The sequence below is a fragment of the Pseudolactococcus laudensis genome, from assembly GCF_013449735.1.
In the GTDB taxonomy this organism is placed as follows: Bacteria; Bacillota; Bacilli; order Lactobacillales; family Streptococcaceae; genus Pseudolactococcus; species Pseudolactococcus laudensis.
In genome coordinates this window covers 274,165-299,043 of record NZ_JACBNY010000001.1, presented here as the reverse complement: position 1 = coordinate 299,043, position 24,879 = coordinate 274,165, and the positions used below count along the sequence as shown (strand labels likewise).

The window sequence follows — 24,879 nt, the reverse complement described above, 5'->3', positions numbered from 1 at the left end:
TTAAATAATTTCCCAGATTTCACGCGCATATAGCTCGATTGTATCATCACTTGTGAAACGACCTGAGTTGGCGATATTTTTCATCGCCTTAGATTGCCATGTATTCTTATCCTTGTAAAGTTCTGAAATATAGGCTTGCTTAGCCACATAATCATCAAAATCTTCAAGCAAGAAATATTCATCATTATAAGAAATTAAAGCATCCCAAATCTCATGGCCTTCATAGTGAGTATTAGGAATCGTACCATCAGTGAACGCATCAACGACGCGTTTCAATCTCGGATTGGTTTCATAGATATGACGTGAATTATAGTCATGACGTGCATAGTGACCATAAACTGCATCCTTATCCATTCCAAAGATAACAATATTATCCTCTCACCGACTGCATCTTTGATTTCAATATTGGCACCATCAAGTGTCGCTAAAGTAATCGCGCCATTCATCATGAACTTCATGTTAGAAGTACCACTCGCTTCTTTCCCAGCAGTTGAAATTTGCTCAGAAACATCTGCCGCAGGGACAATGAGTTCAGCTAGGCTGACATTGTAATTTTCTAGAAAAACAACTTTTAACTGATTTCTCAAGCTCTCATCGTTGTTAATCAAGTTTGCCAATTCGTTGATGATTTTAATCACTGATTTCGCAAAGTGATAGCCAGGGGCTGCCTTTGCACCGAAGAAAAAGACACGCGGTGTAATCTCTAATGCTGCATTATCTTTCAAATCTTGATAGAGTTTGATGATATGCATGACATTGAGTAGCTGACGCTTGTAGGCATGGAGCCGCTTAACTTGCACATCGAAAATCGCATGAATTGGTAAGTCGATACCTTGTGTTTTCTTGACATAGTCAGCTAAGCGTTGTTTATTCGCCTGCTTGACTTGATAAAAATCAAGCTGAACAGATGCATCGTCTAGAAAGTCTTCTAATTTTAATAACTCATGAATATTTGAACGCCAACCATCACCGATTTGCTTATCTAATAACGCAGACATGCCAGGGTTAGCAATCTGACTCCAACGACGTTGCGCGATACCGTTAGTTTTATTATTAAACTTCTCTGGATAAAGGAGGTAAAAATCTTTAAGGACATCTTCAATCAACAGCTCTGTATGGAGTTTTGCCATACCATTGACCGAATGCCCACCAATAATCGACAAATTCGCCATATGAATCTGATTATTTTGGATAATCCGTGTATGATTAATCACAGGCGCATCAACTTTACCTACCCACGCTTTCACAAACTGACGATCAATTTCACCGACAATCTGGTAAATCCGTGGCACAATCTCTTTAAACAGACCCGCATCCCATTTTTCAAGTGCCTCTGACAAAATCGTATGATTGGTGTAGCTCATGACTTGTGTCGTTGCTGCCCAAGCATCATCCCAATCCAAATCATACTCATCGACCAAAATACGCATCAATTCAGGTACCGCCATTGCAGGGTGTGTGTCATTAATATGCACGGCAACTTTTTCATGAATTTTCGCCATCGGAAGTCCCATCTTAGCGTAAGACGCGACAATCGTCTGCAAACCAGCTGACACCATGAAATATTCCTGAATCAAGCGTAGAGATTGACCCTCACGTGTCGCATTATCTGGATAAAGGACACTTGTAATATCCTCGATACGACGACGATCAGCTAGTGTCGGATAATCCAACTCATATTTCTCTGGAATTTCCACATCCCACAAACGCAGATTATTGACCACATCATTTTTAAAACCAATTTGCGTAATGTCGTAAGGGACAGCGCGAAGGGTCTTAACATTTTCGTAGATAGGTTTTAAATCGCCATTCTCTTGAGGCACGAGATAAACATTACCATAGATTTTGACATCCACTGCCGAGTGGGGCTTCTTAGTTTCCCACACATTACCATCAGAAGATAACCAAGCATCTGGTAGTTCAACTTGGTAGCCATTCACGATTTTTTGTTTAAATAAACCGTACTTATACCGTATGCCATTGCCAAATCCTGGCGCACCGATTGTCGGTAGACTATCCATAAAACAAGACGCTAAACGTCCTAGACCACCATTTCCCAAAGCCATATCACGCTCTGCATCGACCAAATCCATCAAGTCAACACCGATTTCACACAAAGCTTCTTGAACCAAGTCATAAATACCGAGGTTCAAAAGGTTGGTCTGTAACATCTTACCTGGTAAAAACTCGATTGAAAAATAGTAGGCAGTTTTTTTCTGTTCTTTGACAATTTCGTCACGACGACGAAGCCAATCCGGCATGACATAACATTTAATTAGTTTCGCTAATGCAATAAAGCGCTCATCAGCTGTCGCCTCAGTATTTTGAATCATGAAATCTTCATGAAGTTGCATTTTAAAATCTTGGATAATTTTTTCTTTGGTTAATTGCATCACGATAGCCACCTCATCTTATTTAGTATGTTTAAAATGTTTTTTCACATTTATTTCATTTTAACACACTTTTAGGGCAAGGTTCTCTCTAAATTTTCTAATTTCGAGTATTTTAGAGCGACCTTAGTTCAGTAATGATTTATAGAGCTCAAGATAGGCAAGACTTGCCGTATCCCAAGAAAAATCAGCTATCATGGCATTTTTTTGTAAGCTTGACCAAGCAGTTGGATGATTAAAGTAAACATCTAAGGCATAAAAGAGTGTCTGCACCAATTGGTAGCCGGAAAACTCATGAAAACTAAAGCCTGTACCGCTACCATCAAATTCATTATAAGGTAGAACAGTATCTTTCAAACCACCTGTTTCATGTACCAAAGGCAATGTACCATAGCGCATACTCATCATTTGCGATAAACCACATGGCTCAAAGGCTGAAGGCATTAAGAAGAGATCACTACCAGCATAAATCATCTGTGCTAATTCTAAGTTAAAAGTGATATTAGCCGAGAATTTATCCGGATAAGCTTGACCAAAGTAAGCAAAATCATGTTCAAATTTTGGATCACCTGTACCTAATAAGACAACTTGCACATCGCGTTGCAAAATATGAATCATCTCATCAACTACAAGATTAAACCCTTTTTGATAGGTCAATCGACTGACGATACCAATTACAGGCACATCATTTCTAACGGGTAAGCCTAGACGTTCTTGAAGGATTTGTTTATTGGTATATTTACCAGATAAATCTGCTGCATTAAATGGTACTGCAAGATTAGGATCTGTCATTGGATCATAAAGTGCTGTATCAATCCCATTAATCAAGCCGGTTAACTTGCCTGATTCCATGCGCAAAATAACCTCTAAACCTTTACCAAACTCAGGCGTCTTAATCTCCTCAGCATAAGTGGGGGATACAGTGGTCACACGGTCTGCGTAGAGAATCCCCGTTTTTAACCAGTTGAAACAATCCGCCAAACGAACAGTTCCATCATCGTAGCGCTCTGTTCCCATACCAAATAAATCAGGCAGCATATTCGGATCGAAATAACCTTGAAATTCAATATTATGAATGGTTAAGACAGTTTTAATCTGAGAGAAGGCTTGAATCCACTTATACTTTTCCTTAATCAGGAAAGGCAGTAAAGCAGTATGGTAGTCATTGACATGAAGAATATCTGGCACATAATCCAAGCGCTCTATAACTTCTGCAACAGCAAGTTGGAAGAAGGCAAACCGTTCACCATCATCATCATAACCATAAACTTCGTCACGGCCACCAAAATAATCCACATTGTCAACAAAATAGAAAATAGTCCCCTCAAATTCTATTTTTTTAATCCCGACATATTGATGACGCCAACCAACGTCGATAAATGTCCAAAAGACATCCTCAGTTTGTGCACCGTATTTCTCAGCAATCTTTTTATAGTAAGGCAAGATAACTCGCGTTTCAGTTGTCGCATCTTGCTTTAATGATTTAGGTAAGGCACCAATAACATCACCCAAGCCACCCGTTTTAATAAACGGTGCAGCCTCTGCAGCCACTAATAATATCTTCATAAGATTCTATCCTCTGTCACACGACCAAATTTTTCAATAATGATTGGCTTTTCTTTTGTACCAATGACTTGAATACCTGGTGCAATCTCAACTTCTTTATCCAAAATGGCATATGCCACACGAGCACCCGCACCAATTTTGACATTAGGGAAGATGATAGAATCCTTGATAGATGCTTCTTTGTCAAGATGACAACGGCGAGAAATGATAGAATTTTCAACACGTCCCTCAATGACTGAGCCAGAGGCAAATTGTGAGTTAAAAATCTCAGACGAATTGGCAAAATAAGTTGCCTCTTCATTTTTTACTTTCGTATAAACTTTTTGCGTTGCATGCAACAATGACGTGAATTTCTGAGGATCTAGCATATCCATGTTCGCATCATAATACGACTTCACATCATGAATATTTTTCATGTAACCCGCATATTCATAACCAAGTGCGCCAAGTTCCACAAGTTTATTCAACAAGAGAAAACGTAATTTACGTGGTGCTGCTTCGTACTGCTCAACTTCCATCAGACTAATCAAGAAGTCGGTATTGATGATATAAATTCCTGTTGACATTGCAATTAAATCATCTTCACCATAGCGGCTTGCATCATAGTCTTTCACATCTGATACTGTATCTGTTTCATCCAGATCAAGAACGCTGTTAACTGAACTCATCTGTTCTTTCGGCATTTTTTTATAGACAACACTCATCGTCCGTTGATTGACCTCGTGCACATGAATCAACTGCTCTAAGTTGATATTACAGAGAACATCAGCTGTTGAGAAAACGGTGTAAATACTGTGTGACCGACGCAAGAAAGTCAAAAGTTGTGGGTAATAGGTCTGATCCGTAACGGTTTCACCAATATCATCGTTACTATAGAAACCTACGAAGAAATGGTTCAAAAGTGAGTTAAGTCCCCACTCACGACCTGTTCTAATGTGGTCTAAAACAGACGGGACATTTTTTTGTGAGAAAACCCCACAAATATTAGTAATTCCTGCATTAACCAAGTTAGAAAGTTGAAAATCGATCAAGCGATATTTACCATCAAATGGTAATGTGGCAAGTGGTCGTGAATTCACTAATTGGTCTAGTTTATGTGTTCCTAGTGCATTTCCTAAAATAGCACAATATTTACCGATCTTCATCTTCTACCCTCACTTTTTCTTTATACCCTACAACTCCGATTTCTTTCTTCGTACCAATGATTTTAACATTAGTACCGATTCGGCTACCTTCACCAATAATGGCGTTTTTGACAACTGCGCCTGGCTCAATGATACAATTCGTCATGATAAACGAATCCTCTACTTCGGCTGTCTCATGGATATGCACATCCGTTGAGATAATCGAATGTTTCACTGAACCTGAAACAATAGCACCGTCGACAACGAGAGAATCTCGGACTTTTGCTGTCTCACTGATAAAGTTAGGCGGTGCAATTTCATTATGAGAATAAATTTTCCAGCTACGGTCACGGCTATCTAATTCGTTATCTGGTGAAATATACTCCATGTTGGCTTCATGCAAAGATTCAATTGTACCAACGTCTTTCCAATAGCCTGAAAATTCGTAAGCATAGACACGTTCTCCGGCTTCCAAGTAAGTTGGAATGACATTTTTACCAAAGTCAGACATGTCAATTTGATTTTTTTCGCCACTTTGTAGAATTTGACGCAATTCTTTCCAGTTGAAAATGTAAATCCCCATAGAGGCTTTTGTTGATTTAGGAACCTCTGGTTTTTCTTCAAATTCAACGATACGATTAGATGTATCCGTATTCATGATACCAAAACGACTAGCTTCTTCTAATGGCACGTCCATAACAGCCACGGTCAAATTAGCCCGGCTGTCCTTATGCGCATGTAACATGTCGTCATAGTCCATTTTGTAGATATGGTCACCTGACAAGATCAAGACATACTCAGGATCTAGTTTGTCAATGTAGCCAATGTTTTGATAAATAGCATGACTGGTTCCTTCGAACCATTTATTGCCTTCCGTTGCCGAATACGGCTGCAAAATCGTCACGCCACTGTCAATACCATCAAGGCCCCAAGCTGAGCCATTTCCAACATGAGCATTGAGTTCAAGCGGTTCATACTGCGTAATCACACCGACATTTTTAATGCCTGAATTGACACAGTTTGAAAGCGCAAAATCAATAATCCGATAACGGCCACCAAATTGAACTGCTGGTTTAGCAACAGTTGAAGTTAGAGCACCTAAACGCGTGCCTTGCCCCCCTGCTAAAATTAGCGCAAGCATTTCTTCTCTCATACTTTCTCCTTTTTTCCATATACAATTTATATCAAGGCAATATCATGACGCCTGTTGATAAATCATCATGTCCTGCCAGATAGGCTTAATTTTTAGAGTTGTTTTTTAAAGTACATCCAACACATGTTGCCAACTGCCGTTTTTCAAAGACCGTTTGTAAAAGGCATACACACTACCATATGGTGGATAATTTTCAGGTAGTTTAGCCCAGACCGTTCCAGTCTGCTGAATATACAGAGCAGCGTTGACCAAGTCACGCTTCTCATATTTGGAGCGGCTCCCCATTGGGAAATACTCAGCCAGTGATTCCCACTCTACCTGAGTGAGTTGTTTCACGTCCTCTGACGCAATAGCATGACTAGTCGTTTTACGACTTGATTTAGTCACATTCTTAGTTGATTTAGTTGACTTTTTTGCCTTAGTTTTAGCTGCACCATCGGCTTTCGATAGCGTCCAAATCACTGCACCAAGCGCCGGCAATGTAAAGCTCAGCGTGTTTTGATAATCCTTCCACTGACCTTTTTGTGTCGCTGTATCAGCATTGTGTGCTAACCACGAACCGCCAAATTCAGCCATTTCTGAATTTAGCACCTCAGTGTAGGTTCCCGCAAACGGGACCCCAATGGTAAAGTTTGAACGTTCAATCGGTGCCATATTAAAGACACAAATCAACTGATTGCCTGACGCATCTTTCCGAATGAAACTCAGGACACTCTGCGCAGTATTATCAGCGTCAATTACTTCGAACCCTGCGTAATCATGGTCTAGTTCAAATAACTGAGGCGATGCCTGATAAAAATGCGCAAGAGCTGTCGTGAAGGCTTGCATCTGGTCGTTCATCTCATCAGAGACGGCCCATTCTAACTGCCAATCATATTTCCATTCAAGAAACTGCCCGAACTCTTGTCCCATAAACAAGAGATTTTTACCCGGATGACAAATTTGGTAGGCTAACAAGTTTCTCAAACCTGAAAACTGTTGATAGCGGTCGCCCCACATCTTATGCATGAGGGATTTTTTTACCATGAACGACTTCATCATGTGAGAAGGGTAAAATGAAATTTTCATCCATCATATACATGAAACTAAAGGTCAGCAGACTAAAGTGTTGACCACGATAAAGTGGGTCCATCTGATAAAATCTCAAGACGTCGTTCATCCAGCCCATGTTCCATTTGAAATCAAAACCTAGGCCGCCCATTTCAAGCATCCCAGTAATCTTGATTTGACTACTGGCTTCTTCTGCTGCCATGATAACATCTGGATGTGCAAGTTTAATCACACTCGTTAATTTTTTAAAAAATTCTACACCATCATGATTGGTATTAGAACCATCTGGATTTGGCGTCCAAGGACCTTGATCGTAATCAAGATAGAGCATGTTAGACACCGCATCAATTCGAACGCCATCAATATGATAGAAGTCAATCCAAAATTTAAGTGATGAGATTAAGAAAGATTGAACTTGTGGTTTAGACACATCAAAATTTAGTTCTTGCCAACCAACATTACGAGCGCGATTACCATCTTGATACTCATAAGTAGGTGTCCCATCAAAATAGGCAAGTGCATCATCATTTTGTGAGAAATGTCCCGGCACCCAGTCTACGATAACGCCTAGTCCCGCCAAATGCGCTGCCTCGACAAAATCTTGAAACTCTTCTGGTGTACCATAGGTATGCTCTAAAGCAAAATATCCAGTTAACTGGTAGCCCCAGCTCATGCCCAGGGGATGCGTCATGAGGGGCATAAACTCAATATGCGTATAACCGAGTGATTTGACATAGGGAATCAAAGTTGCAGTCAAATCTGAGAAGGTATAAAGTCTACCGTCTTCATGACGTTGCCAAGACCCCGCATGAACTTCATAGATATTCAGTGGTGCACTGAACATGTTGCGCTTGCGACGCGCAGTCAGCCAATCACCATCTTGCCATTCTTTAGGGCTGACATCATAGATTTGTGCAGCCGTATCCGGTCGCTCGCCAAAACGAATTGCGTAAGGATCCATTTTTTCAATCACTTGTCCTGATGCGCGTGTCACCAGATACTTGTAGTAAACACCTAGACTAGCTTGTGTATCAGGTAGTGTCACTTCCCAAACGCCTTTTTCGTTACGTGACATTGGCACAGGATGCTCTCGCCAATCAGTCATGTCTCCAATCAATTGCACCTGTTGCGCATGCGGTGCCCAGACTCGAAAAACACGGCCATTTTCTGTTTGATGACACCCTAAATAGTGTTGCACATGGAAGTTTTCCCCCGTCGTGAACGTTCTTAGCGCCTCATCTGCTAATGTTTATCCCATAAACATCCCTTTATCATAATTTATTTCTTATTTATATATTTTATATTATCATATTACTATTGTAATAGCAAAGAATACCGTAAAAAATGAGAAAAGACTATCTTTTCAGATAGTCTTACATTTAGTTATTTAAATTTATAGATACTTTCAAATGCTCCTAAAAAGAACGGTGAACAATCAACTTCCTCGCTTAAAAAGGTCATGTTACTTAAATCAACCATAATTCCTTGGTTTGATATATTAAAGATGAAGATTGCTGTATCATTAGCGTCTTATCTAATAAGTCCGAAAATTCTATCAGAATAGAACAATGATAGATTTCCAGTTATCAAAACTGGGGCAGATTGTCTAATTTTAATCCATTTTTGATAAATTTTGCTTGTTGATTCATTGACATTTTTCCAAGGGAAGAAAGCTCGATTTTCAGGGTCTTTATGACCGATTAGGCCAGCCTCATCCCCATAATATATGGTTGGAACACCTGGCAAAATCATTAACAAGCCAACTGCTAGATCAAGTTTTGTTAGGTTTTCACCTAAACGCGTTAAAATTCGCTCAGTATCATGTGTGCCAATGTTGTTAAAATTGTTTAAAAAGACATCTGCTGGGTAGTTTTCCGACAACTGCATGAGTTTTCTCGCAGCCGTCTCAGGTGACATCTCGCTTGTCACAAGCCCGATAATAATATCTCGAAAAGGGTAGTTCATCGCTGCATGCAAGGCATCACCATAAATATATTTACGATGTTGCTCATAAGCAATTTTACGTGATGCATCTTCCCAAACTTCACCGATTAAAACTTGCTCAGGATAATTTTCAAGTGTATCCCGAATGCCTTTGATAAAATCATCTGGTAACTCATCTGCGACATCTAGTCGCCAACCGTCAATCCCCAGACCATTCCATTTACTGAGCACGCTATCGCTTTCACCATAGATATACTGCTGAAAACTCTCTTTCGTTTTATCAATGGTTGGTAAATCTTTAATCCCCCACCAAGACTTATAATCATCTGGATATTGATTAAATGTAAACCAATCAAAGTAAGGAGATTGCGTCGTTTGATAAGCGCCTTGACCGCCAGACTTGCCGTCAAAATCAAAATATTTTGAATTTCTACCGACATGTGAAAAGACGCCATCTAAAATAAGCCGCATATCATGCTGGTGTAAGGTGTCAACTAACTGTTTAAAGTCAGCCTCAGTGCCTAAAACAGGATCGATTTTCATGTAATCACTGGTATCATAGCGATGAGAACTTCTTGCCTCAAAAATTGGATTGAAATAAAGCGACGTGACTCCCAGCAATTTGAGGTAGGGTATCTTATCAATAATGCCCGCTATATTGCCACCATAATAAGTCCAATGTGTAATATCACCATTACCTTCTCTAATATAGTAGGGAGGGTCTGTTTCTTTACCGTAGAAAAAGATATTATCTTTGGGATTCTCTAAATGACCTTTCCTAGCAAATGAGTCTGGGAAAATCTGATAGAAAATCGCTTGCCGATACCAGTCTGGCGCCTCTTCACGTTTCAAAAAAATCGTTTGTGTGTAAGGTATAACTGATATTTCATTTACATAAGTTGTACCTGGTCCACCTCCAATTTCGGTAGCCCCATAAAAATACCGGTATTCATGCGTATCGTCAAACTCTGTAATTTGAAAATAATAGTTATAATAACCAATCTCTGTCAAATTAGATAGGGTCATACGAAAAATACCGTCAGAAATAGCCGTCATTTTTTCATAAGATTTAAAGCCATTTTCAAATTGTAAAACGATATTAACCGTAACTTGATGATTGGTTTGAATCATCAGATCAAACTCAATCGTTGTGCCAACAAGAACAGCACCAAATGGTCTTTTATGTTCTTGTAGCCATGAATTGTAGGTGATTTTAGCCATACTTATTCCCCATCGTGGCTGGCAATGATGCACAATTGGCCATCGAATTGCCAATCCAAAATATCACTTGTCAAAATGAAGTGATTACCTTTTTTAACTGGATAACTTACCCCTGCAACATGTAAACTGCCTTGTCCCTCCAAAACTGAACACAGGGTGTAAGGTGCCGTTTTGGCAATAGATACAGGGCCTGAAATCTCCCATTTTTCAACTGTAAAGAAGTCGTTAGAGACATAGGAAGTCTTAACAAAATTTGGTGACTCTATCACGACAGGTGTTGTATTGGCAGGTGCACCGTAATTCAACACATCAATTGATTTGTCAATATGCAGTTCACGCAAATTACCCTGGTCATCTTCCCTATCAAAATCATAGACACGATAGGTCGTATCTGATGATTGTTGTGTTTCTAAAATCAAAATCCCCTTACCAATGGCATGCATAGTACCACTTGGTACATAGAAGAAATCACCAGCCTTAACTTTTACTTTCGTTAATAAGCGATCCCAATCTCCTGCCTCAATCATAGCGCGTAATTCCGCCTTATTTTTGGCATGGTGACCATAGATGATTTCAGCATCAGGCTCCGCCGCGATAATGTACCAACACTCTGTTTTTCCTAACTCACCTTCATGCGCTAAACCATAGGTATCATCTGGATGAACCTGAACACTGAGCCAATCATTAGCATCCAAAATTTTGGTTAAGAGTGGAAACACTTCTTTTTGAGAATTTCCAAATAAATCCCGATGATTTTTGTAAAGTACATCTAAGGTTTGACCGGCAAATTCACCATTTTTTATCGTTGATAAACCATTAGGATGAGCAGAAATCGCCCAATATTCCCCGATTTTATCTGTCGGCAAGTCATATCCAAAAGATTTGAGATGATCGCCACCCCAAATTTTTTCCTGAAAAACTGATTGAAGAAATAATGGTTCTGTCATGTGTCACTTCTTTCTATACTTACTATTATTTTTTTGAAAACGCTCTATTTATATTTTACCAAATATCCCTAAAAAATAGGGAATTGATGCAAATTATTCTGATCCAGCTTTTACACACTATGGACTTGCTTTCTCTAAAAACATATGATAAAATATTCATATGAAAAACATTTCAAATGAAGTCCTTACAGAAATTGTCCATATTCACAAGATTTTAGCCAATCCTTCTCGCGTTAAAATCTTACTACTCTTATCTGAGGGACAACAAAACGTCTCTCAAATTTCTGAGGCTATCGGCTTAGAACAATCTGCCGTCTCCCATCAACTCAAGATACTCAAAGCCCATCAGCTCGTTACTCAAGCCAGAAATGGCAAAGCCATCAATTATCAAATTGGCGATAGCCACATCCTACAACTTCTCAAACTCTCCATTGCCCATGCGCAAGAATTAGAAAGCGACCACATCCATGACTCACAAACATCATCATACGACGCCTAACGCGGAATCTGGCAAACGCATCACGATTGTTTTTGTTTTAAACATCGTTTTCGCTATTCTTGAATTTATTTTCGGCGCCATGTTCGGCTCTGTCGCCATTCTCTCTGATGCCGTCCACGATTCGGGTGATGCGATTGCAGTCGGTTTTGCCTGGTTTTTCGAGAAAGTCTCGCGTAAGAAATCGAATCATTCCTACACCTTAGGCTATCGTCGCTTTTCCTTGCTTGGTGCCTTGATTACTAGTGTCATCCTGCTTATCGGCTCTACACTTGTTATCTTAGAGGCGATTCCTCGGCTGCTACATCCGACACCTGTTCAAACGACAGGAATGTTCTGGCTTGCTGTTATCGCCGTTATTGCCAATGGTTACGGGGCTTATTTGATGACGAGAGGACAATCTCGCAATGAAAGTATCCTTAACCTCCACATGTTAGAGGATGTCCTCGGTTGGATTGCTGTACTAATTTTGTCTATTGTCATGCATTTCAAACCTTGGTATTGGCTAGATCCACTTCTATCCCTATCAATTTCAATCTTTATCTTGACCAAGGCCATTCCTAAATTTATTGGTACGTTGCGAATTTTAATGGAGGCGGCGCCTGAAACGGTTAACTATGCAGCCTTGGTAGCTGAATTAGAAAGCGCACCAGAAATTGATAAAACAACTGAACTTTGTATTTGGTCAATTGACGGTGAAAAACACGCGGCGATGTTACATATGACCATCACCATAACCGACCAAGCCCTCGCCAAATCAGCAGCCCGAACAATCTTAGAAAAACATGACGTTGCCTACTCTGCTATTGAAGTAGACGAGAATATACAGGAACATCAAGCACACAAAGAAAACTAACTTGAAGAGATTAAAAAAATCCCTGAGCAGTATTTGAACTGTTCAGGGATTTTTTGATCATGTGATGTCGGCTAATTATTCACCGATTTTAGTTAAAATAGCATTGATAAACTTAGCATCTTTTTCATCGTTGAAAGCTTTGGCAAGTTCAATTGCTTCGTTAATTGCCACGATACGTGGTGTTTCAGCAAACAAAATCTCAAAAGCACCTAATCTTAAAATCACACGATTAATAGGTGATAGACGTTTTACAGACCAATTTTTCGCTAAATAAGTCGTAATCTTATCGTCAAGTTCTGTTTTCTTAGCACGAACCCCGTAAACTAAAGCCATCATAAATTCTAAATTTGGTTTATGAACATCATCAAACCGGTCTGTCAAAATATAGGCAGCAGCCGGAATAACAACAGTTGGCTCTGGATTAACGTCAGCATTGTCTGCTCCCAAGGCTTGCTTGGTCACGCCACCTTCACGGTTGGGTGTAAAAGAGTAAACAGTGCCTGGCCCTTTGTGTTTAGGCTTAACAACGACTGGGGGTTCATCAACCAATTCTTGACTTGACAGTCTATCGTCATTCGTCAAGGCAAAAACCATCGCATCTTCCACAGTTTCGTCTGGTGTCATTTCAAGTTGATATAGGGCTTGCACAGCACGAATGCGAATTTCATGCTGGCTTAATGGCTTAGTCGACATCCAAAAAGTCCTCATCAAAGAGTTCTTTGAAATCTGGTTTTGGTGTTTTTTCAGGTACAACACCAGCTACGTGAATATTGACTTCGTCAATGACGATATCACTCATATCAAGAACATTGTCTTTGACAACACGTTGCATTTCCATGGCAACATTTGGCACAGAAACACCATAAGTCAAGTAAACATAAATATCTACAACAACTTTGTCATCTTCTTGGTGGACATATACACCACGACCATCTGCTTTTTTGCCAATACGGTCTGCAAAACTTTTATTGCGTAGACCATAGACACCATCAATTTTTGCTACCGCAACTGCAACAATTGTTTCAACAACTTGTGGTGCAATGACGATTTCGCCGAGTGCTTCGGCATTTGTAATTTTATTTGTATCTGTCATAATTTTTCCCCGTTTCTTAAGGACATAGGTGGTGCGGTGACGAATGGTTTCGGAGAGACTATTCATCACCAGTGAACTTCATCACGAATGTGATTAAGCACGTTTCAAGTAAGCACCTGTCTCGGTATTAATTTCAAGTTTTTGACCCACTTCGATAAAGTCAGGAACATTAACAACGAGACCTGTCTCCATCGTAGCTGGTTTACCAGAACCTGTTACAGTTGCGCCTTTAATAGACGGTTGTGTTTCAGTTACTGTCAAAACAACAGTTGTTGGTACTTGAACACCAATCACCTCTGAGCCAAAGAATTGGATTTTCACTTCTTCGTTTTCAAGGATAAATTTCAATTCGTCTGCAACACTTGCTACTGGAATTTCATATTGGTCATAAGTTTCATTATCCATGAAATAAGCTGTATCATCCATTTGATAGAGGTATTGCGCATTGTGTGTTTCAATAATCGCTTGATCAAATTTTTCTTCTGGACGATAAGACGTATCAAAAGTCGAACCAGTCCGGACATCACGAAGTTTCATACGCATAATCGTATTCCCTTTACCAGGTTTGTGGTGACTTGCTTCTAAGACGCGCAAAAGTTTGCCGTCAGTTTCAAAAGTCATGCCCGCCTTGAGTTCGTTTGCTGCTACCATTTTCTATGTTCTCACTTTCATTTTTTGCATATTGATAGGGTACCTTTAAAATCATCAACAACATTTTTAAGGGTACCCTACAGGTTCTCTCCATTTTAACATATTTAGAACTATTTCGCTAGATTTATAACCATTTCGGTGGATTTAGAGGATAATTAGCTCTTTTGGCGCTTGAGTCAGCACTTCAACACCTTGGCTTGTAATCAGTAAATCATCTTCGATTCTGACACCACCAATATTTTCGAGATAAATACCAGGTTCATTTGTGATAACCATATGCTCTACCAAGCGTTCTTGAGATGTCTTTGGAAAATAAGGTATTTCATGAACATCAAGCCCTAGTCCGTGACCGATACCATGCGAAAAGGCTTCACCGTAGCCTGCAGCCTCAATAATATCACGCGCTGCACGGTCATAATCACCGTAAGTCAACCCTGGTGCACTAATATCGGTTACAGCTTGTTGCGCTTGTTGCACGACATGATAAATTTCTTGCATTTTCGGACTCACCTCACCGACAAAGAAAGTCCGCGTCATATCACTCGCATAATGATCGTAATAGCAACCAAAATCAACTGTTACAGTATCTCCAAATTCAATCGGCTTATGCGTTGCACGACCATGTGGCAGAGCACTTCGCTTACCCGATGCAACAATCGTATCAAAACTAATCCCGGATGCACCAAGGTCGCGCATTTTAAAATCTAAAAAGTTTGCGATCTCAATTTCTGTCTTCCCAGGCTCTACATATTTCAGCAAGTCATTAAAAGCTTGGTCTGAAATCGCACAAGCCTTTTTAATCGTAGCGATTTCGCTAGGACTCTTAATTTGTCTTTGCGTTTCTACGAAACTTGTCGTCGCATGGAGCGTCAATCCAGCAAGCTGATGTTGCATGGCTTGAAACTCAGCATAGGTCACACCGTCCTCAAAGCCAACTTGTGAAATCCCTTCTTTTTTTAGCAGTTTAGCAATCTCAACAAATGCTTCCCGTGTTTCAACAATCTCAAAATCTACTGCAACCTCGCGCGCCGCAATACTATAACGTGAATCTGTCAGCAAATACTGAGCCCTTTGCGTCACTAAAATCGTGCCAGCAGTCCCCCAGAAACCACTCAAATAATAAATATTTTTCAAATTTGTGATGATAATCGCATCCAAATTTTCAGATTGCATCCGCATTCTAACACTTGATAGTTTAGGCATTTTTATCTCCTTTATTTGATGATGATTTAATCGTTTGATTATCTTGGAGCAATAGTGCTAACATGACGAAAGCGATGTTGGAACTATGCGAGTAAGCTGTATATCTCGACTCCCAAGATGTCACATATTTTTTCTTGTAGTTGCGTAAGCCTTCAAAATTGTAAAGTGAATCTCCAAATTGATAAATCAAATTAGCAATTCTCTCTGATACAAAAGCACTTCGAGCTGTCCCAACATTAGCAAGTGGTGTCATCCCTAAATCAAATTTAGCGATACCTTCAGCTTGAAAATACTCAAATAGTTTAATAAATAAGAAATCCATAACCCCTCTTGGTGCATCTGCGGTATGTCGCATCAAATCAATGGTAATGAAATCTTTGGTATAAGTCGGCATGATATTGGCAAAGGCAACAATGTCATCTTCTGAGCGTACAACCGCAATTGGTGCTTTCGAAAGATAAGCCTCATCAAAATAGCCTAGAGAAAAGACTTTTTCGCGTCTGCCATCCAACCACTCATCAGAAATTTCTTTCAGTCTCACAAAGAGTTCTGGGGTCAAGTCGTCTTGCGCAATCATTTCCAATTCAAAGCCAGCTTTTTCAACTTGATTGACGGCTTGGCGTTTACTTTTATTTTTCGAACCTGTCAGGGTAAAATCAGTCAGATTAACATGACCTTCTTCACCTTGCTTAATAAAATGATAGCCTAATTCATGTAGTATCAAGGTTGTCTTTTTATCAATTTCATAAAAGACAGGGCGATAACCTAAGCGGTCGGATTCTTGAATAAAGGCTGTCAAAGCTTCTAACAAACAAGTATGGTCTCCTGACGGTGTCCCCATGACTAAAATCTTGTCCTGACGAATTGCAAATTGAATGACTAAACGATTGTCATAGACCCACATCCGCTTATCACCCATAAAAAGAAGTTGACTTTGGGTGTTACCCCCATAGGTCGTCAAAATGTCGAGCGCAACTGTTTCATCCAATTCTGTTCCAATCTTTTGAAACTTGCCTTGTAAATAGCGCATGTAAAGTATCCAAACTGCTGCCACAATGAAGATAGCAAGCAAGCCACTCGCCCACATTTTTTCAGAAGGAAAGAGGAGAAACTCATTGACTTTATGGTGGAGATGATAGTCAGGTCGTGACATGGTACCGACAACGATATAAAGTATCATGAGAACAATGACAAAGAAACTGTCAAAAATAATCGTCTCATAACTTAAAACCAGTTGTTCTCGGTATAATTCACTTTTGATAAAAATGGTCAGTAATAATAATACCGTCAATAAGACAATAGAATACCATGAAAAGTCATCTAAGAAGATGTAAACAACGGTTAATAATTCAATCACAAGGGTCGGAATATAAGCGCGAGAGACACGATTTTTAACGGCACGACTCGTAATTATGAGCAGAAAGCCGAGAATGATTTTTGGCGACTCAGCGATTAAGTTCGCATTCCAAGGCGAGATTTGGCGTAACCATCGCAGTTCTAGGAAGGCTTCAGGTACTGTCGCTGTCAAAACAAGAAAGCCACCGGTTACTGCTGTCATAAATGTCACGACTTTGTGCAGAATCTCGCGACTCAAATTTATTGGAATCCCGCTAAAGCGGGCATCAAATTGGCGTCCTGTCGTCATGACCCAAGAAATAAGTCCAAGTGCAAGTGGCAAGAGATAGTAGGCTAGACGGTAGAGCAAGAGCCAGACAAGAACGATTTCGCGTGGTACACCGAGATGTAGTAGTCCTAACATCATCATGACGTCGAAAGACCCGAGGCCGCCTGGAATCATGGATAAGATACCAATAACTGAGCTTGCTGTGATGAGGACAATTAAGCTAGCTACTGAAATTTTGACATCTAGAACATGCCCGATGACGATGAAGGTGAGCATGACGCCGCTCCACTCAAGGAAACTAGTCAGTAGCAACTCAGCTTGAAGGCGTTTTTTGAGACCGCCTAGATTTTTTCGGGTAAAAAGCAAAACGAGAACAAAATAAACTGCAGCGCCTACGAGCCAGATAGTATATTGGCCTAGAAATTCGTCAACCTGTCCCGTCTGAACTAAAATAAAACCGATTAAACCATATAATGAGAGGCCTGAAAGAGCAAAGAAAAACACTTTTGAAATGTTGGCATGTAGCTTTTCTTTGACGTTTTTACCGTAATAATGACTTCTCAATCCAACAGAAACAGCACCGCCAAAACCTGCGATATTATTTAGCGTATTGATTAACCAAGACATTCTGATAAGCTTAGGCAGGGGATAATCTGTACCAATTAATTGATTGAGTACACGGTCATAATTGAGCATAGGCACAACGCTGATGATCCCCGTTAGGATAACCAACATGATGTCAAATAAATTAAGCCGATCAAAAATCAGGCTAATTTTATCGGGTTGGACTTGTTTGAGTAGGCCAGTGATTTGGGTCAGTGCGATGAAAGCAACTGCAATCACAAAAATGAGTTTAAAATACTTTTGATTTTTCTTAAAAAACTGAACCATTCTGGTCTCTTTCTACTTTTGAAATTAAGAGGTGAGGGATGAGAGATTAGGATGAGGCTTGCAAAAATTTCGTGACAACTTCATTAAAAGTTTTAGGACGAGATTGAGATACCTTATGAAAAGCATCCGGTATCTCTATAAATTGACCGTGACAAGCTTCCGCAATTTTTCTAGAAGATGATAGCTTAATCAAATCATATTGACCTGCAATCACGAGAACTGGCATTTTAAACTTGTTAAGATCAGCCGTTGTGACACCGACATCTTTAATCAGCAATTCTGAGACTGGTGTATTAAAGAAAATATTTTGCAAAATAGATGTCAGTCTAGAGAAAAAATGCATATCTGACAGAGATAAATTCCCTGAATTTAAAACTAATTTGTTAACTCGATCAGGATGATCTTTGGCAAAAACCATGGCGAGATTAGCACCATCAGAAAAGCCTAAAATGTCAGCTTTCTGTATTTTAAGCTGATCCATGACTTCTAAGACATCTTGCGCCATCATTTCAAAATTTAATTGCTGTGAACTGCTTGATTTGCCATGATTTCTAGAATCTATCGCAATCGTGTCAAAAGGCAAGTCCATCTGCGGCTTGAAATACTTGGCGCTCTGGCCATTACCATGCAATAAAATCAGCGGTGTTCCTGTTCCTTTTCGAACATAATGTATTTTCTCGCCATCATGGGTTTTGATATAGACTGATGTTAAGGTATCGGCTTTAACTCGTATTGCCATCAGACTTACTCCTACAATTAATAGTGTGATTAAACGTTTCATACCTATATTTTACACTTTTTTACTGGAAATGTTACAGATAGACTGTGGCATAACCCTCATCATAAACACATTTAAAAAGCAATGGATAAGTTTTTGATAATGTTTTGCATTATCTTCATTATACCACACATCCCTAAATAATCGTTTCAACCTACATCTTACTTATCCTCCTACGACACTCTAAGTTTTTGCATACCATGGCACTAGCGACATCAAATACGGTACGATTTTTTCATCTTTTAGTGCGTCAAGTTCAGACATCCAGCGATAGCTCTGATGCTCTTGGGGATCAAGCACAACCTCTACCGGCTCATTCTCTGATATCCTAGCCGCATCAACTAACCTTGTAAAAACTGTTGCTTTACCAACATCATACTGACTATCTTCATGGATAATCTGACCCAAAGTAATCTCTAAGCCTACTTCTTCTAGGGTCTCTCGTCGCGCCGCTTCTTGGGGCGTTTCACCCGCTTCTACGCTACCACCAGGAATATCCCAAAAATGGGGATAGATATTTTTTTGACCTCTTTTAATTGCAATTCCTTGAAACAGTAGATATTTGTTCTCTTTTTGAATCAAAGCATGGACGATGAGTTTGACAGTCATTTTTTATCCTTTTCGTTTCTTATCTTTTCTTATCTTTTCGATATAATAAAATTATAAATATTTTTATTTGGATCAATCCTTAAACTTTTTTTGTTATTTAAACTGACGTATTCTCCTTAAATTTTTGGTATAATTAAATTCGAAAGGAGGTATATGTATCTAAACCACACAGATATATTAACCGACAAGATTCTTGGAGCAACCTGCTAAACAACGTAAACTCAACATTGATATTCAAAGGTTATGAACTTAAAGATGATGGACGTGTTCATAAAACAAAAGTTGCTCAAACTTTTACGGAAGCACAGAATCGTTTAAAATCTCTCAAAGAAGAGATAGGTACATTGAATTTACACGATAATGTAACGAAATATTGTACTGAAGAGCTTCTGAATGAAGATTACTTTCATGCCGTATTTGAAGCTTGCAAGGGATTATTTGATAGAATAAGAGAATTATCTGGTTTAAATCTAGATGGATACCCTTTAATTGACAAAGCTTTCAATATCGATAAAAAACTTTTTCAACCTAAAATATTTATAAAAGGTAATAATTTATCAAATCAAGATGAAAAAAATCAGTATTACGGATTGATCAGCTCTATAAAAACTTGCCTCTATCTCTACAGAAATCATCAAGCTCATATCCCTAAAATTTATGACAAGCTATCTCTTAAAGATGCTATGAGAGGATTAATTTCTGTTTCTCTCGCTCACGAACTCCTTGACCGTTGTGTTTCCATCAATGATCTTTAAAACCAAATTATTAAATTCAGTAGTTAATTTAGCGAGTTCAATTGTATCTTTATCTAATGACATATTGATGTTATCGCTATTATCTAGAGTATTATCTAATTTTGAGTTTAATTTATTAGCTATTGCAAAAATAGTGTCCTCATAATTGTTTCTAATCATATATCCCCTTAGCCCCCCCACGGGCTTTTTTTATTTACCAAACATCATACTCCTGAATTTAGCTTTCCAGTCCGTCGTACTAGCACCGTTCGAGTTGTTTTGTTTGATATGAGTTAATTATAACACGGTTAAACCGTGCTGTCAATCATAAATTTTACAAAATCAAGGTTTTTTTTATTTTTAACCGTATTATATTGACAAATTGACGGTTTAACCGTAAAATAGTAAGTATGAAAACTAAAGATTTAGGCAATAAACGAATAATGTCTAATAATATAAAAAGACATTTAGCACAGAGAGGACTTAATGTAAAAGACTTCTCTACTGAAATGGATTTCAAATACACTACTGTATTGGATTGGGTAAATGCTAAAACTTATCCTCGCATTGACAAGATAGAACTTATGGCTAGGTACTTTGGCGTAGATAAATCTGACTTAGTAGAAGAATACAATCCTATTAAAGAAAAACAATCTACTACTAAACAAATTCTTGATAATGTTTTTTCTAAGCTAGAAACTAACCGTCAAGACAAAGTAGTTAGTTATGCCCAGTCAGAATTGGAAGAACAAAATAAAGAAAATTTAATTCAATTATTTCCTTATAACGTTCAAGAAAAGTGTTAAATAAATTCGGCAAGAAATATTCGCAAGAAACAATAGAAAACTTCCACTACCATATAAAATCAGCTATGAAGATAGCAGTGCATGAGAAAATAATAGATGAAAACTTCGCAGATTTTGTAAAGGCAAAATCACAAAAAGCACCACGACCTGTTGATGACAAATATCTACAAGAAGATGAATATCTTTCTCTTATTAACGAAACCGAAAGCAACATCAAATATAAGAGCTATTTTACTTTATACCTAATTGCAGTCACTGGTTTACGCTTTGCCGAAGCTCTAGGGCTAACATGGGACGATATCGACTGGGACGATAATATCATCTCTATTAACAAAACTTGGAATTACTCGATAACTAATGACTGGGCAGACACTAAAAACGAATCATCAAAAAGAAAAATACCAGTATCAAGTAAGACTTTAGAAGTTTTGAAAGATTACCAAAGAAACTTTTGGGAATATAACGAATACAATCGGATTATTTTTGGAGTGTCCAACGCAGCATGTAATAAGACTCTCAAAAGATTGACAGGCAAAAATGTACATCCTCACTCTTTAAGACACACTTATGCATCATTTTTAATTTTAAAAGGTATTGACCTAATTTCCATATCAAAAATTTTAGGTCATGAAAATCTCAACATCACTTTAAAAGTATATGCGCATCAGCTTGAAAAACTCGAAAATAAAAACTTTAAACTGATAAATGGCATATTTGATAAACTGTGACCTGTTTGACCTAATTTAGACCTAAAAATTTATACTTTGTATGATTTTGTATGATTTATAAGTATGTAAAAACCGCTTAATATAGCGGTTTTTGTGTTTATATGAACTTGTTAAAAGTTATAAAAAAGGCGGTAGACGGATTTGAACCGACGATCAAGCTTTTGCAGAGCCGTGCCTTACCACTTGGCTATACCGCCACAACCATTCCATTATATAATAGAATAGTAGGTTTTGTCAAGATAGGAATGGTTAATTCCGTATCATTTTTTGTATTTAGTTGGTGATCGTTAACTCATTACCATTTTTTTGGACACCTTCAGGCATGGTCCAATCAGTATTATCGGTCGTTGAGGCCAGATAGGTCATCATTTCACGATAAACATCAAGTGCTAGGTAGAGTTTCGATCCCCAGACTGGTGTCATTCGATTATCATACCCTGACCACACCGCCATTGAATAATGAGGTGTATAGCCGACGAAGTTTTCATCTGGTGCAAGTGAGCTGCCATCATAAGGGCCATCTATATTTTCCATCGCTTGGTCATACTGGGTATCATCATAGTTTGATGTTCCGGTTTTACCAGCCTGATTGAGACCAGGAATAACCCCGTTAGTCATCGTACCGTTTGTAATAACTCCTTTGAGAATGTCTGTCATCACATAAGCTGTCGATGCTTTCATCGCACGCTTCCGCTCAGGTTTCATGGTCGTTTCTTTTCCTTCTGCATCAACAATTTTAGTGACATAGTAAGGTGTCGTATAAATTCCGCCTGCGCTAAACGCTGCATAGGCAGCAGCCATTTTTTCTGAACTTGCGCCAAATTTTCCGCCTTCACCATTGTTATTACTTGAAATGGCATTTGAATATTGCATATTTGGATATTTGATGCCTAAAGTTTCAAGAAAGGCTTGTGACTTATCAAGGCCGACAGATGCTAATGTTTTGACCGCTGGGATATTTCTTGAGCCCCAAACTGCTTTACGAACTGTAATATTGCCTTGATATTGCTTATCCCAGTCATAGACTGGTATATTGGTACCTGGATAAAGATACCAAGTATCACCAATGATATCACCTGTTGATTTATAGACGCCATATTCAAAAGCAGGCGCATAATCTGTTGGGGGTTTCATAGTTGAACCCCAATCTCGGTTTGTCTCAACGGCTTGGTTCAAGCCAAATGTCACATCAGTCGGTTGTTTACGACCACCAAGCTGCGCAATGACAGCGCCAGAATTAACATCAACTATTGTTGATGCAACTTGGAAAAGATCATCTGGGAAATTCACATATTGATCTGTATTGAAGATATCCCAAAGTCTCTGTTGCGCCGCATTATCCAATGGTGTATAAATTTTAAGACCTGCTTTGTTAACATCCAAACCAGTTTTATCTTCTACTTCTAAAATAACTTGTTTGATGTAGTTATCAAGATAACTTGGAATCGATTTGCTAGTTGACGGCGCTTGTAAACCTTCCGTGATAGGTTCAGCAATGGCTTGATCCATTTGTTTTTTCGAAATCTTTTTGTAGCGGTACATGGCACGTAGCACCATATCACGACGTTCTTTTGCTGCTTCCGGATGGGCATAAGGATCGTAAGAATTGGGTGCCTGTGGCATGCCAGCAAGCAGCGCAATTTGCGCCAAATCCAGAGACTTGAGGTCTTTGCCAAAATAACTCTTAGCCGCAGTCAACATCCCGTAGTAACCATTACCTAAGTATGTTTTGTTAATGTAGTAGGTGATGATCTCTTCTTTAGTGTTCTGGCGCTCAAGGTTCACCGCCATCCAAGCTTCTTGCGCTTTACGTTTAATCGTCGCATCTTTGGCTTTAGTCGAGAAGAAAGAGAGCTTAATCAGCTGCTGAGTCAAGGTCGAACCACCTTGCATGCTGTCATTTTGCGTGTTATGAATAACCGATGATATAATCCGAATCGGATCAACACCACGGTGCTGGAAAAAGCGATGATCCTCGATTGAAGTTACGGCATCAACCAACTCCAATGGAATATCCTTTGTGTCAGCTAATTCACGTTTTTCAATCCCCAAATCGACTAGAACCTGGCCATCTTTATCGTAAATAACCGATGACGGTTTAGATTGCAACTTAGACTCTTCCAATTTTGGCGCATCTTTAGCATAATAAACAAAAAGACCAACACCAGCTGCAAAACCGATGATAATGAGCATGAAAACTGAGATGAGACACCATTTGACAACTCTTATGACACGTAAATTCATTTTTCGTTTACTTTTTCGTAGGTTAGAAATGTGAGTCACCTCCTATAATTTTTTGGATGCAGTCGAGATAAGGTATGCTAGGTAATTGGTTAGTTGGAAGTTCATACCCTTTTGTTTCGATGAATGCTAGTGCAATCGATTTTTGACCTTCTTTTTCTTTAAAAAATGGGATTAAGTCGCTTGCTTTAAGCAAGAAAGTCCTTGATAGGGCAGAAAAGTGGAGCAAGACAAAGACGATCCCCTCTTGCTTTAAGACATTTTCCATGTGAACAATTTGATGTTCATGAAAATTTTTAAGCGGAAAACTCGTTTTATTCTGTGTTTCTTTAGCCTCGAAATCCAGATAACGTCCCTGATAAACACCCGAATAATCGGTTGTTGAGGCTTGACGAAAATAAGCTTCTGTAATCTTAGCGCGACTTCGTTTAGGATAATCCACTTTAACAATCTGAACCGGCGTTGGTTTCTTATGAATCACTGCCAAACCATGCATTAAATAATACTCATTTGTGGCATTGATTTCAGCTTCAAAATTCATCCCGCGCTTGCCAAATTTAACTGTTTTAAGTTGTTTAATTTGCTGTTTACGTGCAATCGCAATACCACCAGGATATTTGACCATGACTTCCCCTTCAATACTTTAACTCTAACTGCTATTGTTTCGCTAGGTTTAACCTCTTAATGACTAACACAAGAGGACTTTCTTACCCGCTTTTAATAAAATACAGTTATAATTAGTTTACAGTATTATAGTAGAATATACAAGCATAT

The 24,879-nt window shown here is 38.9% G+C and carries 20 protein-coding genes, 1 tRNA gene and 2 pseudogenes; 5 read left to right on the top strand and 18 right to left on the bottom strand.

The window, feature by feature from the left end:
* From HZR21_RS01500 to manA, 8 genes and pseudogenes are all read right to left on the bottom strand, one after another.
* A pseudogene (locus tag HZR21_RS01500) lies at positions 1 to 2,393 on the bottom strand (glycogen/starch/alpha-glucan phosphorylase).
* Between the two features lie 123 nt (positions 2,394 to 2,516).
* On the bottom strand, positions 2,517 to 3,956 hold the full coding sequence (gene glgA / locus HZR21_RS01495) for a glycogen synthase GlgA (protein ID WP_180745778.1): 1,440 nt from the start codon (positions 3,954 to 3,956) through the stop codon (positions 2,517 to 2,519).
* Complete coding sequence (glgD, locus tag HZR21_RS01490; RefSeq protein WP_180745776.1) at positions 3,953 to 5,101, bottom strand: glucose-1-phosphate adenylyltransferase subunit GlgD; 1,149 nt, start codon at positions 5,099 to 5,101, stop codon at positions 3,953 to 3,955. The genes glgA and glgD overlap by 4 nt, the downstream gene beginning before the upstream one ends.
* On the bottom strand, positions 5,088 to 6,233 hold the full coding sequence (locus tag HZR21_RS01485; RefSeq protein WP_180745774.1) for a glucose-1-phosphate adenylyltransferase: 1,146 nt from the start codon (positions 6,231 to 6,233) through the stop codon (positions 5,088 to 5,090). Before HZR21_RS01485 ends, glgD begins: the two co-directional genes overlap by 14 nt.
* A 105-nt stretch (positions 6,234 to 6,338) precedes the next feature.
* Complete coding sequence (locus tag HZR21_RS11680; RefSeq protein ID WP_246307773.1) at positions 6,339 to 6,518, bottom strand: transposase; 180 nt, start codon at positions 6,516 to 6,518, stop codon at positions 6,339 to 6,341.
* 123 nt (positions 6,519 to 6,641) lie between these two features.
* A pseudogene (gene glgB / locus HZR21_RS11675) lies at positions 6,642 to 8,481 on the bottom strand (1,4-alpha-glucan branching protein GlgB); the annotation flags it as partial.
* 332 nt (positions 8,482 to 8,813) lie between these two features.
* Complete coding sequence (locus HZR21_RS01475) at positions 8,814 to 10,448, bottom strand: glycoside hydrolase family 13 protein (RefSeq protein WP_180745772.1); 1,635 nt, start codon at positions 10,446 to 10,448, stop codon at positions 8,814 to 8,816.
* Positions 10,449 to 10,450: 2 nt separating this feature from the next.
* Entirely contained in the window at positions 10,451 to 11,395 is a 945-nt protein-coding gene (gene manA, locus HZR21_RS01470; RefSeq protein ID WP_180745770.1) for a mannose-6-phosphate isomerase, class I, read from the bottom strand.
* A 160-nt stretch (positions 11,396 to 11,555) separates the two neighbouring features.
* Here manA and HZR21_RS01465 point away from each other — a divergent pair, with 160 nt between their 5' ends.
* Together HZR21_RS01465 and HZR21_RS01460 are read left to right on the top strand one after the other, a co-directional pair.
* Entirely contained in the window at positions 11,556 to 11,894 is a 339-nt protein-coding gene (locus tag HZR21_RS01465; protein ID WP_180745768.1) for an ArsR/SmtB family transcription factor, read from the top strand.
* Positions 11,863 to 12,747 (top strand): cation diffusion facilitator family transporter, encoded by an 885-nt coding sequence (locus tag HZR21_RS01460; RefSeq protein WP_180745766.1) that lies wholly within the window; start codon positions 11,863 to 11,865, stop codon positions 12,745 to 12,747. The genes HZR21_RS01465 and HZR21_RS01460 overlap by 32 nt, the downstream gene beginning before the upstream one ends.
* A gap of 75 nt (positions 12,748 to 12,822) precedes the next feature.
* Here HZR21_RS01460 and nusB read toward each other — a convergent pair whose 3' ends face one another.
* The 7 genes from nusB to HZR21_RS01425 all read right to left on the bottom strand — a co-directional run bounded on the left by nusB (position 12,823) and on the right by HZR21_RS01425 (position 19,596).
* Complete coding sequence (gene nusB / locus HZR21_RS01455; protein WP_180745764.1) at positions 12,823 to 13,440, bottom strand: transcription antitermination factor NusB; 618 nt, start codon at positions 13,438 to 13,440, stop codon at positions 12,823 to 12,825.
* Entirely contained in the window at positions 13,430 to 13,840 is a 411-nt protein-coding gene (locus HZR21_RS01450; protein WP_180745860.1) for an Asp23/Gls24 family envelope stress response protein, read from the bottom strand. Before HZR21_RS01450 ends, nusB begins: the two co-directional genes overlap by 11 nt.
* Before the next feature lie 93 nt (positions 13,841 to 13,933).
* The gene (gene efp / locus HZR21_RS01445; protein WP_003138870.1) at positions 13,934 to 14,491 is read right to left on the bottom strand and encodes an elongation factor P; all 558 of its coding nucleotides are present in this window, start codon (positions 14,489 to 14,491) and stop codon (positions 13,934 to 13,936) included.
* Positions 14,492 to 14,635: 144 nt separating this feature from the next.
* A complete protein-coding gene (locus HZR21_RS01440) occupies positions 14,636 to 15,694 on the bottom strand; it encodes a M24 family metallopeptidase (RefSeq protein WP_180745762.1) in 1,059 nt (352 codons plus the stop codon).
* A complete protein-coding gene (gene mprF / locus HZR21_RS01435) occupies positions 15,687 to 18,209 on the bottom strand; it encodes a bifunctional lysylphosphatidylglycerol flippase/synthetase MprF (protein ID WP_180745760.1) in 2,523 nt (840 codons plus the stop codon). The genes HZR21_RS01440 and mprF overlap by 8 nt, the downstream gene beginning before the upstream one ends.
* Positions 18,210 to 18,255: 46 nt before the next feature.
* Entirely contained in the window at positions 18,256 to 18,948 is a 693-nt protein-coding gene (locus HZR21_RS01430; protein WP_180745758.1) for an alpha/beta fold hydrolase, read from the bottom strand.
* Between the two features lie 222 nt (positions 18,949 to 19,170).
* Positions 19,171 to 19,596 carry an NUDIX hydrolase gene (locus HZR21_RS01425; protein ID WP_180745756.1) on the bottom strand — a complete coding sequence of 142 codons (426 nt, stop codon included), beginning with the start codon at positions 19,594 to 19,596 and terminating at the stop codon, positions 19,171 to 19,173.
* Positions 19,597 to 19,823: 227 nt separating this feature from the next.
* Here HZR21_RS01425 and HZR21_RS01420 point away from each other — a divergent pair, with 227 nt between their 5' ends.
* The 3 genes from HZR21_RS01420 (at position 19,824) to HZR21_RS01410 (ending at position 21,864) form a co-directional block, all read left to right on the top strand.
* The gene (locus tag HZR21_RS01420) at positions 19,824 to 20,351 is read left to right on the top strand and encodes a TIGR02391 family protein (protein ID WP_246307768.1); all 528 of its coding nucleotides are present in this window, start codon (positions 19,824 to 19,826) and stop codon (positions 20,349 to 20,351) included.
* 389 nt (positions 20,352 to 20,740) lie between these two features.
* Positions 20,741 to 21,136 carry a helix-turn-helix domain-containing protein gene (locus HZR21_RS01415; protein WP_246307767.1) on the top strand — a complete coding sequence of 132 codons (396 nt, stop codon included), beginning with the start codon at positions 20,741 to 20,743 and terminating at the stop codon, positions 21,134 to 21,136.
* 65 nt (positions 21,137 to 21,201) lie between these two features.
* The gene (locus HZR21_RS01410; RefSeq protein ID WP_180745755.1) at positions 21,202 to 21,864 is read left to right on the top strand and encodes a site-specific integrase; all 663 of its coding nucleotides are present in this window, start codon (positions 21,202 to 21,204) and stop codon (positions 21,862 to 21,864) included.
* Positions 21,865 to 21,990: 126 nt separating this feature from the next.
* On the opposite strand, the gene HZR21_RS01405 is transcribed toward HZR21_RS01410, so the two are convergent.
* The 3 genes from HZR21_RS01405 to recU form a co-directional block, all read right to left on the bottom strand.
* Positions 21,991 to 22,061, bottom strand: a tRNA-Cys gene (locus tag HZR21_RS01405).
* 76 nt (positions 22,062 to 22,137) lie between these two features.
* Positions 22,138 to 24,108, bottom strand: a complete 1,971-nt coding sequence (locus tag HZR21_RS01400; RefSeq protein WP_180745753.1) for a PBP1A family penicillin-binding protein — start codon at positions 24,106 to 24,108, stop codon at positions 22,138 to 22,140.
* A 22-nt stretch (positions 24,109 to 24,130) separates the two neighbouring features.
* Positions 24,131 to 24,730, bottom strand: a complete 600-nt coding sequence (gene recU / locus HZR21_RS01395; RefSeq protein WP_180745751.1) for a Holliday junction resolvase RecU — start codon at positions 24,728 to 24,730, stop codon at positions 24,131 to 24,133.
* Positions 24,731 to 24,879 lie beyond the last annotated feature (149 nt).

Bases quoted from the DNA above. Each gene is read 5' to 3' on its own strand.
- glgA (WP_180745778.1), bottom strand. From the start codon at position 3,956: ATGAAGATATTATTAGTGGCTGCAGAGGCTGCACCGTTTATTAAAACG.
- glgD (WP_180745776.1), bottom strand. From the start codon at position 5,101: ATGAAGATCGGTAAATATTGTGCTATTTTAGGAAATGCACTAGGAACA.
- HZR21_RS01485 (WP_180745774.1), bottom strand. From the start codon at position 6,233: ATGAGAGAAGAAATGCTTGCGCTAATTTTAGCAGGGGGGCAAGGCACG.
- HZR21_RS11680 (WP_246307773.1), bottom strand. From the start codon at position 6,518: ATGGGGAGCCGCTCCAAATATGAGAAGCGTGACTTGGTCAACGCTGCT.
- HZR21_RS01475 (WP_180745772.1), bottom strand. From the start codon at position 10,448: ATGGCTAAAATCACCTACAATTCATGGCTACAAGAACATAAAAGACCA.
- manA (WP_180745770.1), bottom strand. From the start codon at position 11,395: ATGACAGAACCATTATTTCTTCAATCAGTTTTTCAGGAAAAAATTTGG.
- HZR21_RS01465 (WP_180745768.1), top strand. From the start codon at position 11,556: ATGAAAAACATTTCAAATGAAGTCCTTACAGAAATTGTCCATATTCAC.
- HZR21_RS01460 (WP_180745766.1), top strand. From the start codon at position 11,863: ATGACTCACAAACATCATCATACGACGCCTAACGCGGAATCTGGCAAA.
- nusB (WP_180745764.1), bottom strand. From the start codon at position 13,440: ATGTCGACTAAGCCATTAAGCCAGCATGAAATTCGCATTCGTGCTGTG.
- HZR21_RS01450 (WP_180745860.1), bottom strand. From the start codon at position 13,840: ATGACAGATACAAATAAAATTACAAATGCCGAAGCACTCGGCGAAATC.
- efp (WP_003138870.1), bottom strand. From the start codon at position 14,491: ATGGTAGCAGCAAACGAACTCAAGGCGGGCATGACTTTTGAAACTGAC.
- HZR21_RS01440 (WP_180745762.1), bottom strand. From the start codon at position 15,694: ATGCCTAAACTATCAAGTGTTAGAATGCGGATGCAATCTGAAAATTTG.
- mprF (WP_180745760.1), bottom strand. From the start codon at position 18,209: ATGGTTCAGTTTTTTAAGAAAAATCAAAAGTATTTTAAACTCATTTTT.
- HZR21_RS01430 (WP_180745758.1), bottom strand. From the start codon at position 18,948: ATGGCAATACGAGTTAAAGCCGATACCTTAACATCAGTCTATATCAAA.
- HZR21_RS01425 (WP_180745756.1), bottom strand. From the start codon at position 19,596: ATGACTGTCAAACTCATCGTCCATGCTTTGATTCAAAAAGAGAACAAA.
- HZR21_RS01415 (WP_246307767.1), top strand. From the start codon at position 20,741: ATGAAAACTAAAGATTTAGGCAATAAACGAATAATGTCTAATAATATA.
- HZR21_RS01410 (WP_180745755.1), top strand. From the start codon at position 21,202: ATGAAGATAGCAGTGCATGAGAAAATAATAGATGAAAACTTCGCAGAT.
- HZR21_RS01400 (WP_180745753.1), bottom strand. From the start codon at position 24,108: ATGAATTTACGTGTCATAAGAGTTGTCAAATGGTGTCTCATCTCAGTT.
- recU (WP_180745751.1), bottom strand. From the start codon at position 24,730: ATGGTCAAATATCCTGGTGGTATTGCGATTGCACGTAAACAGCAAATT.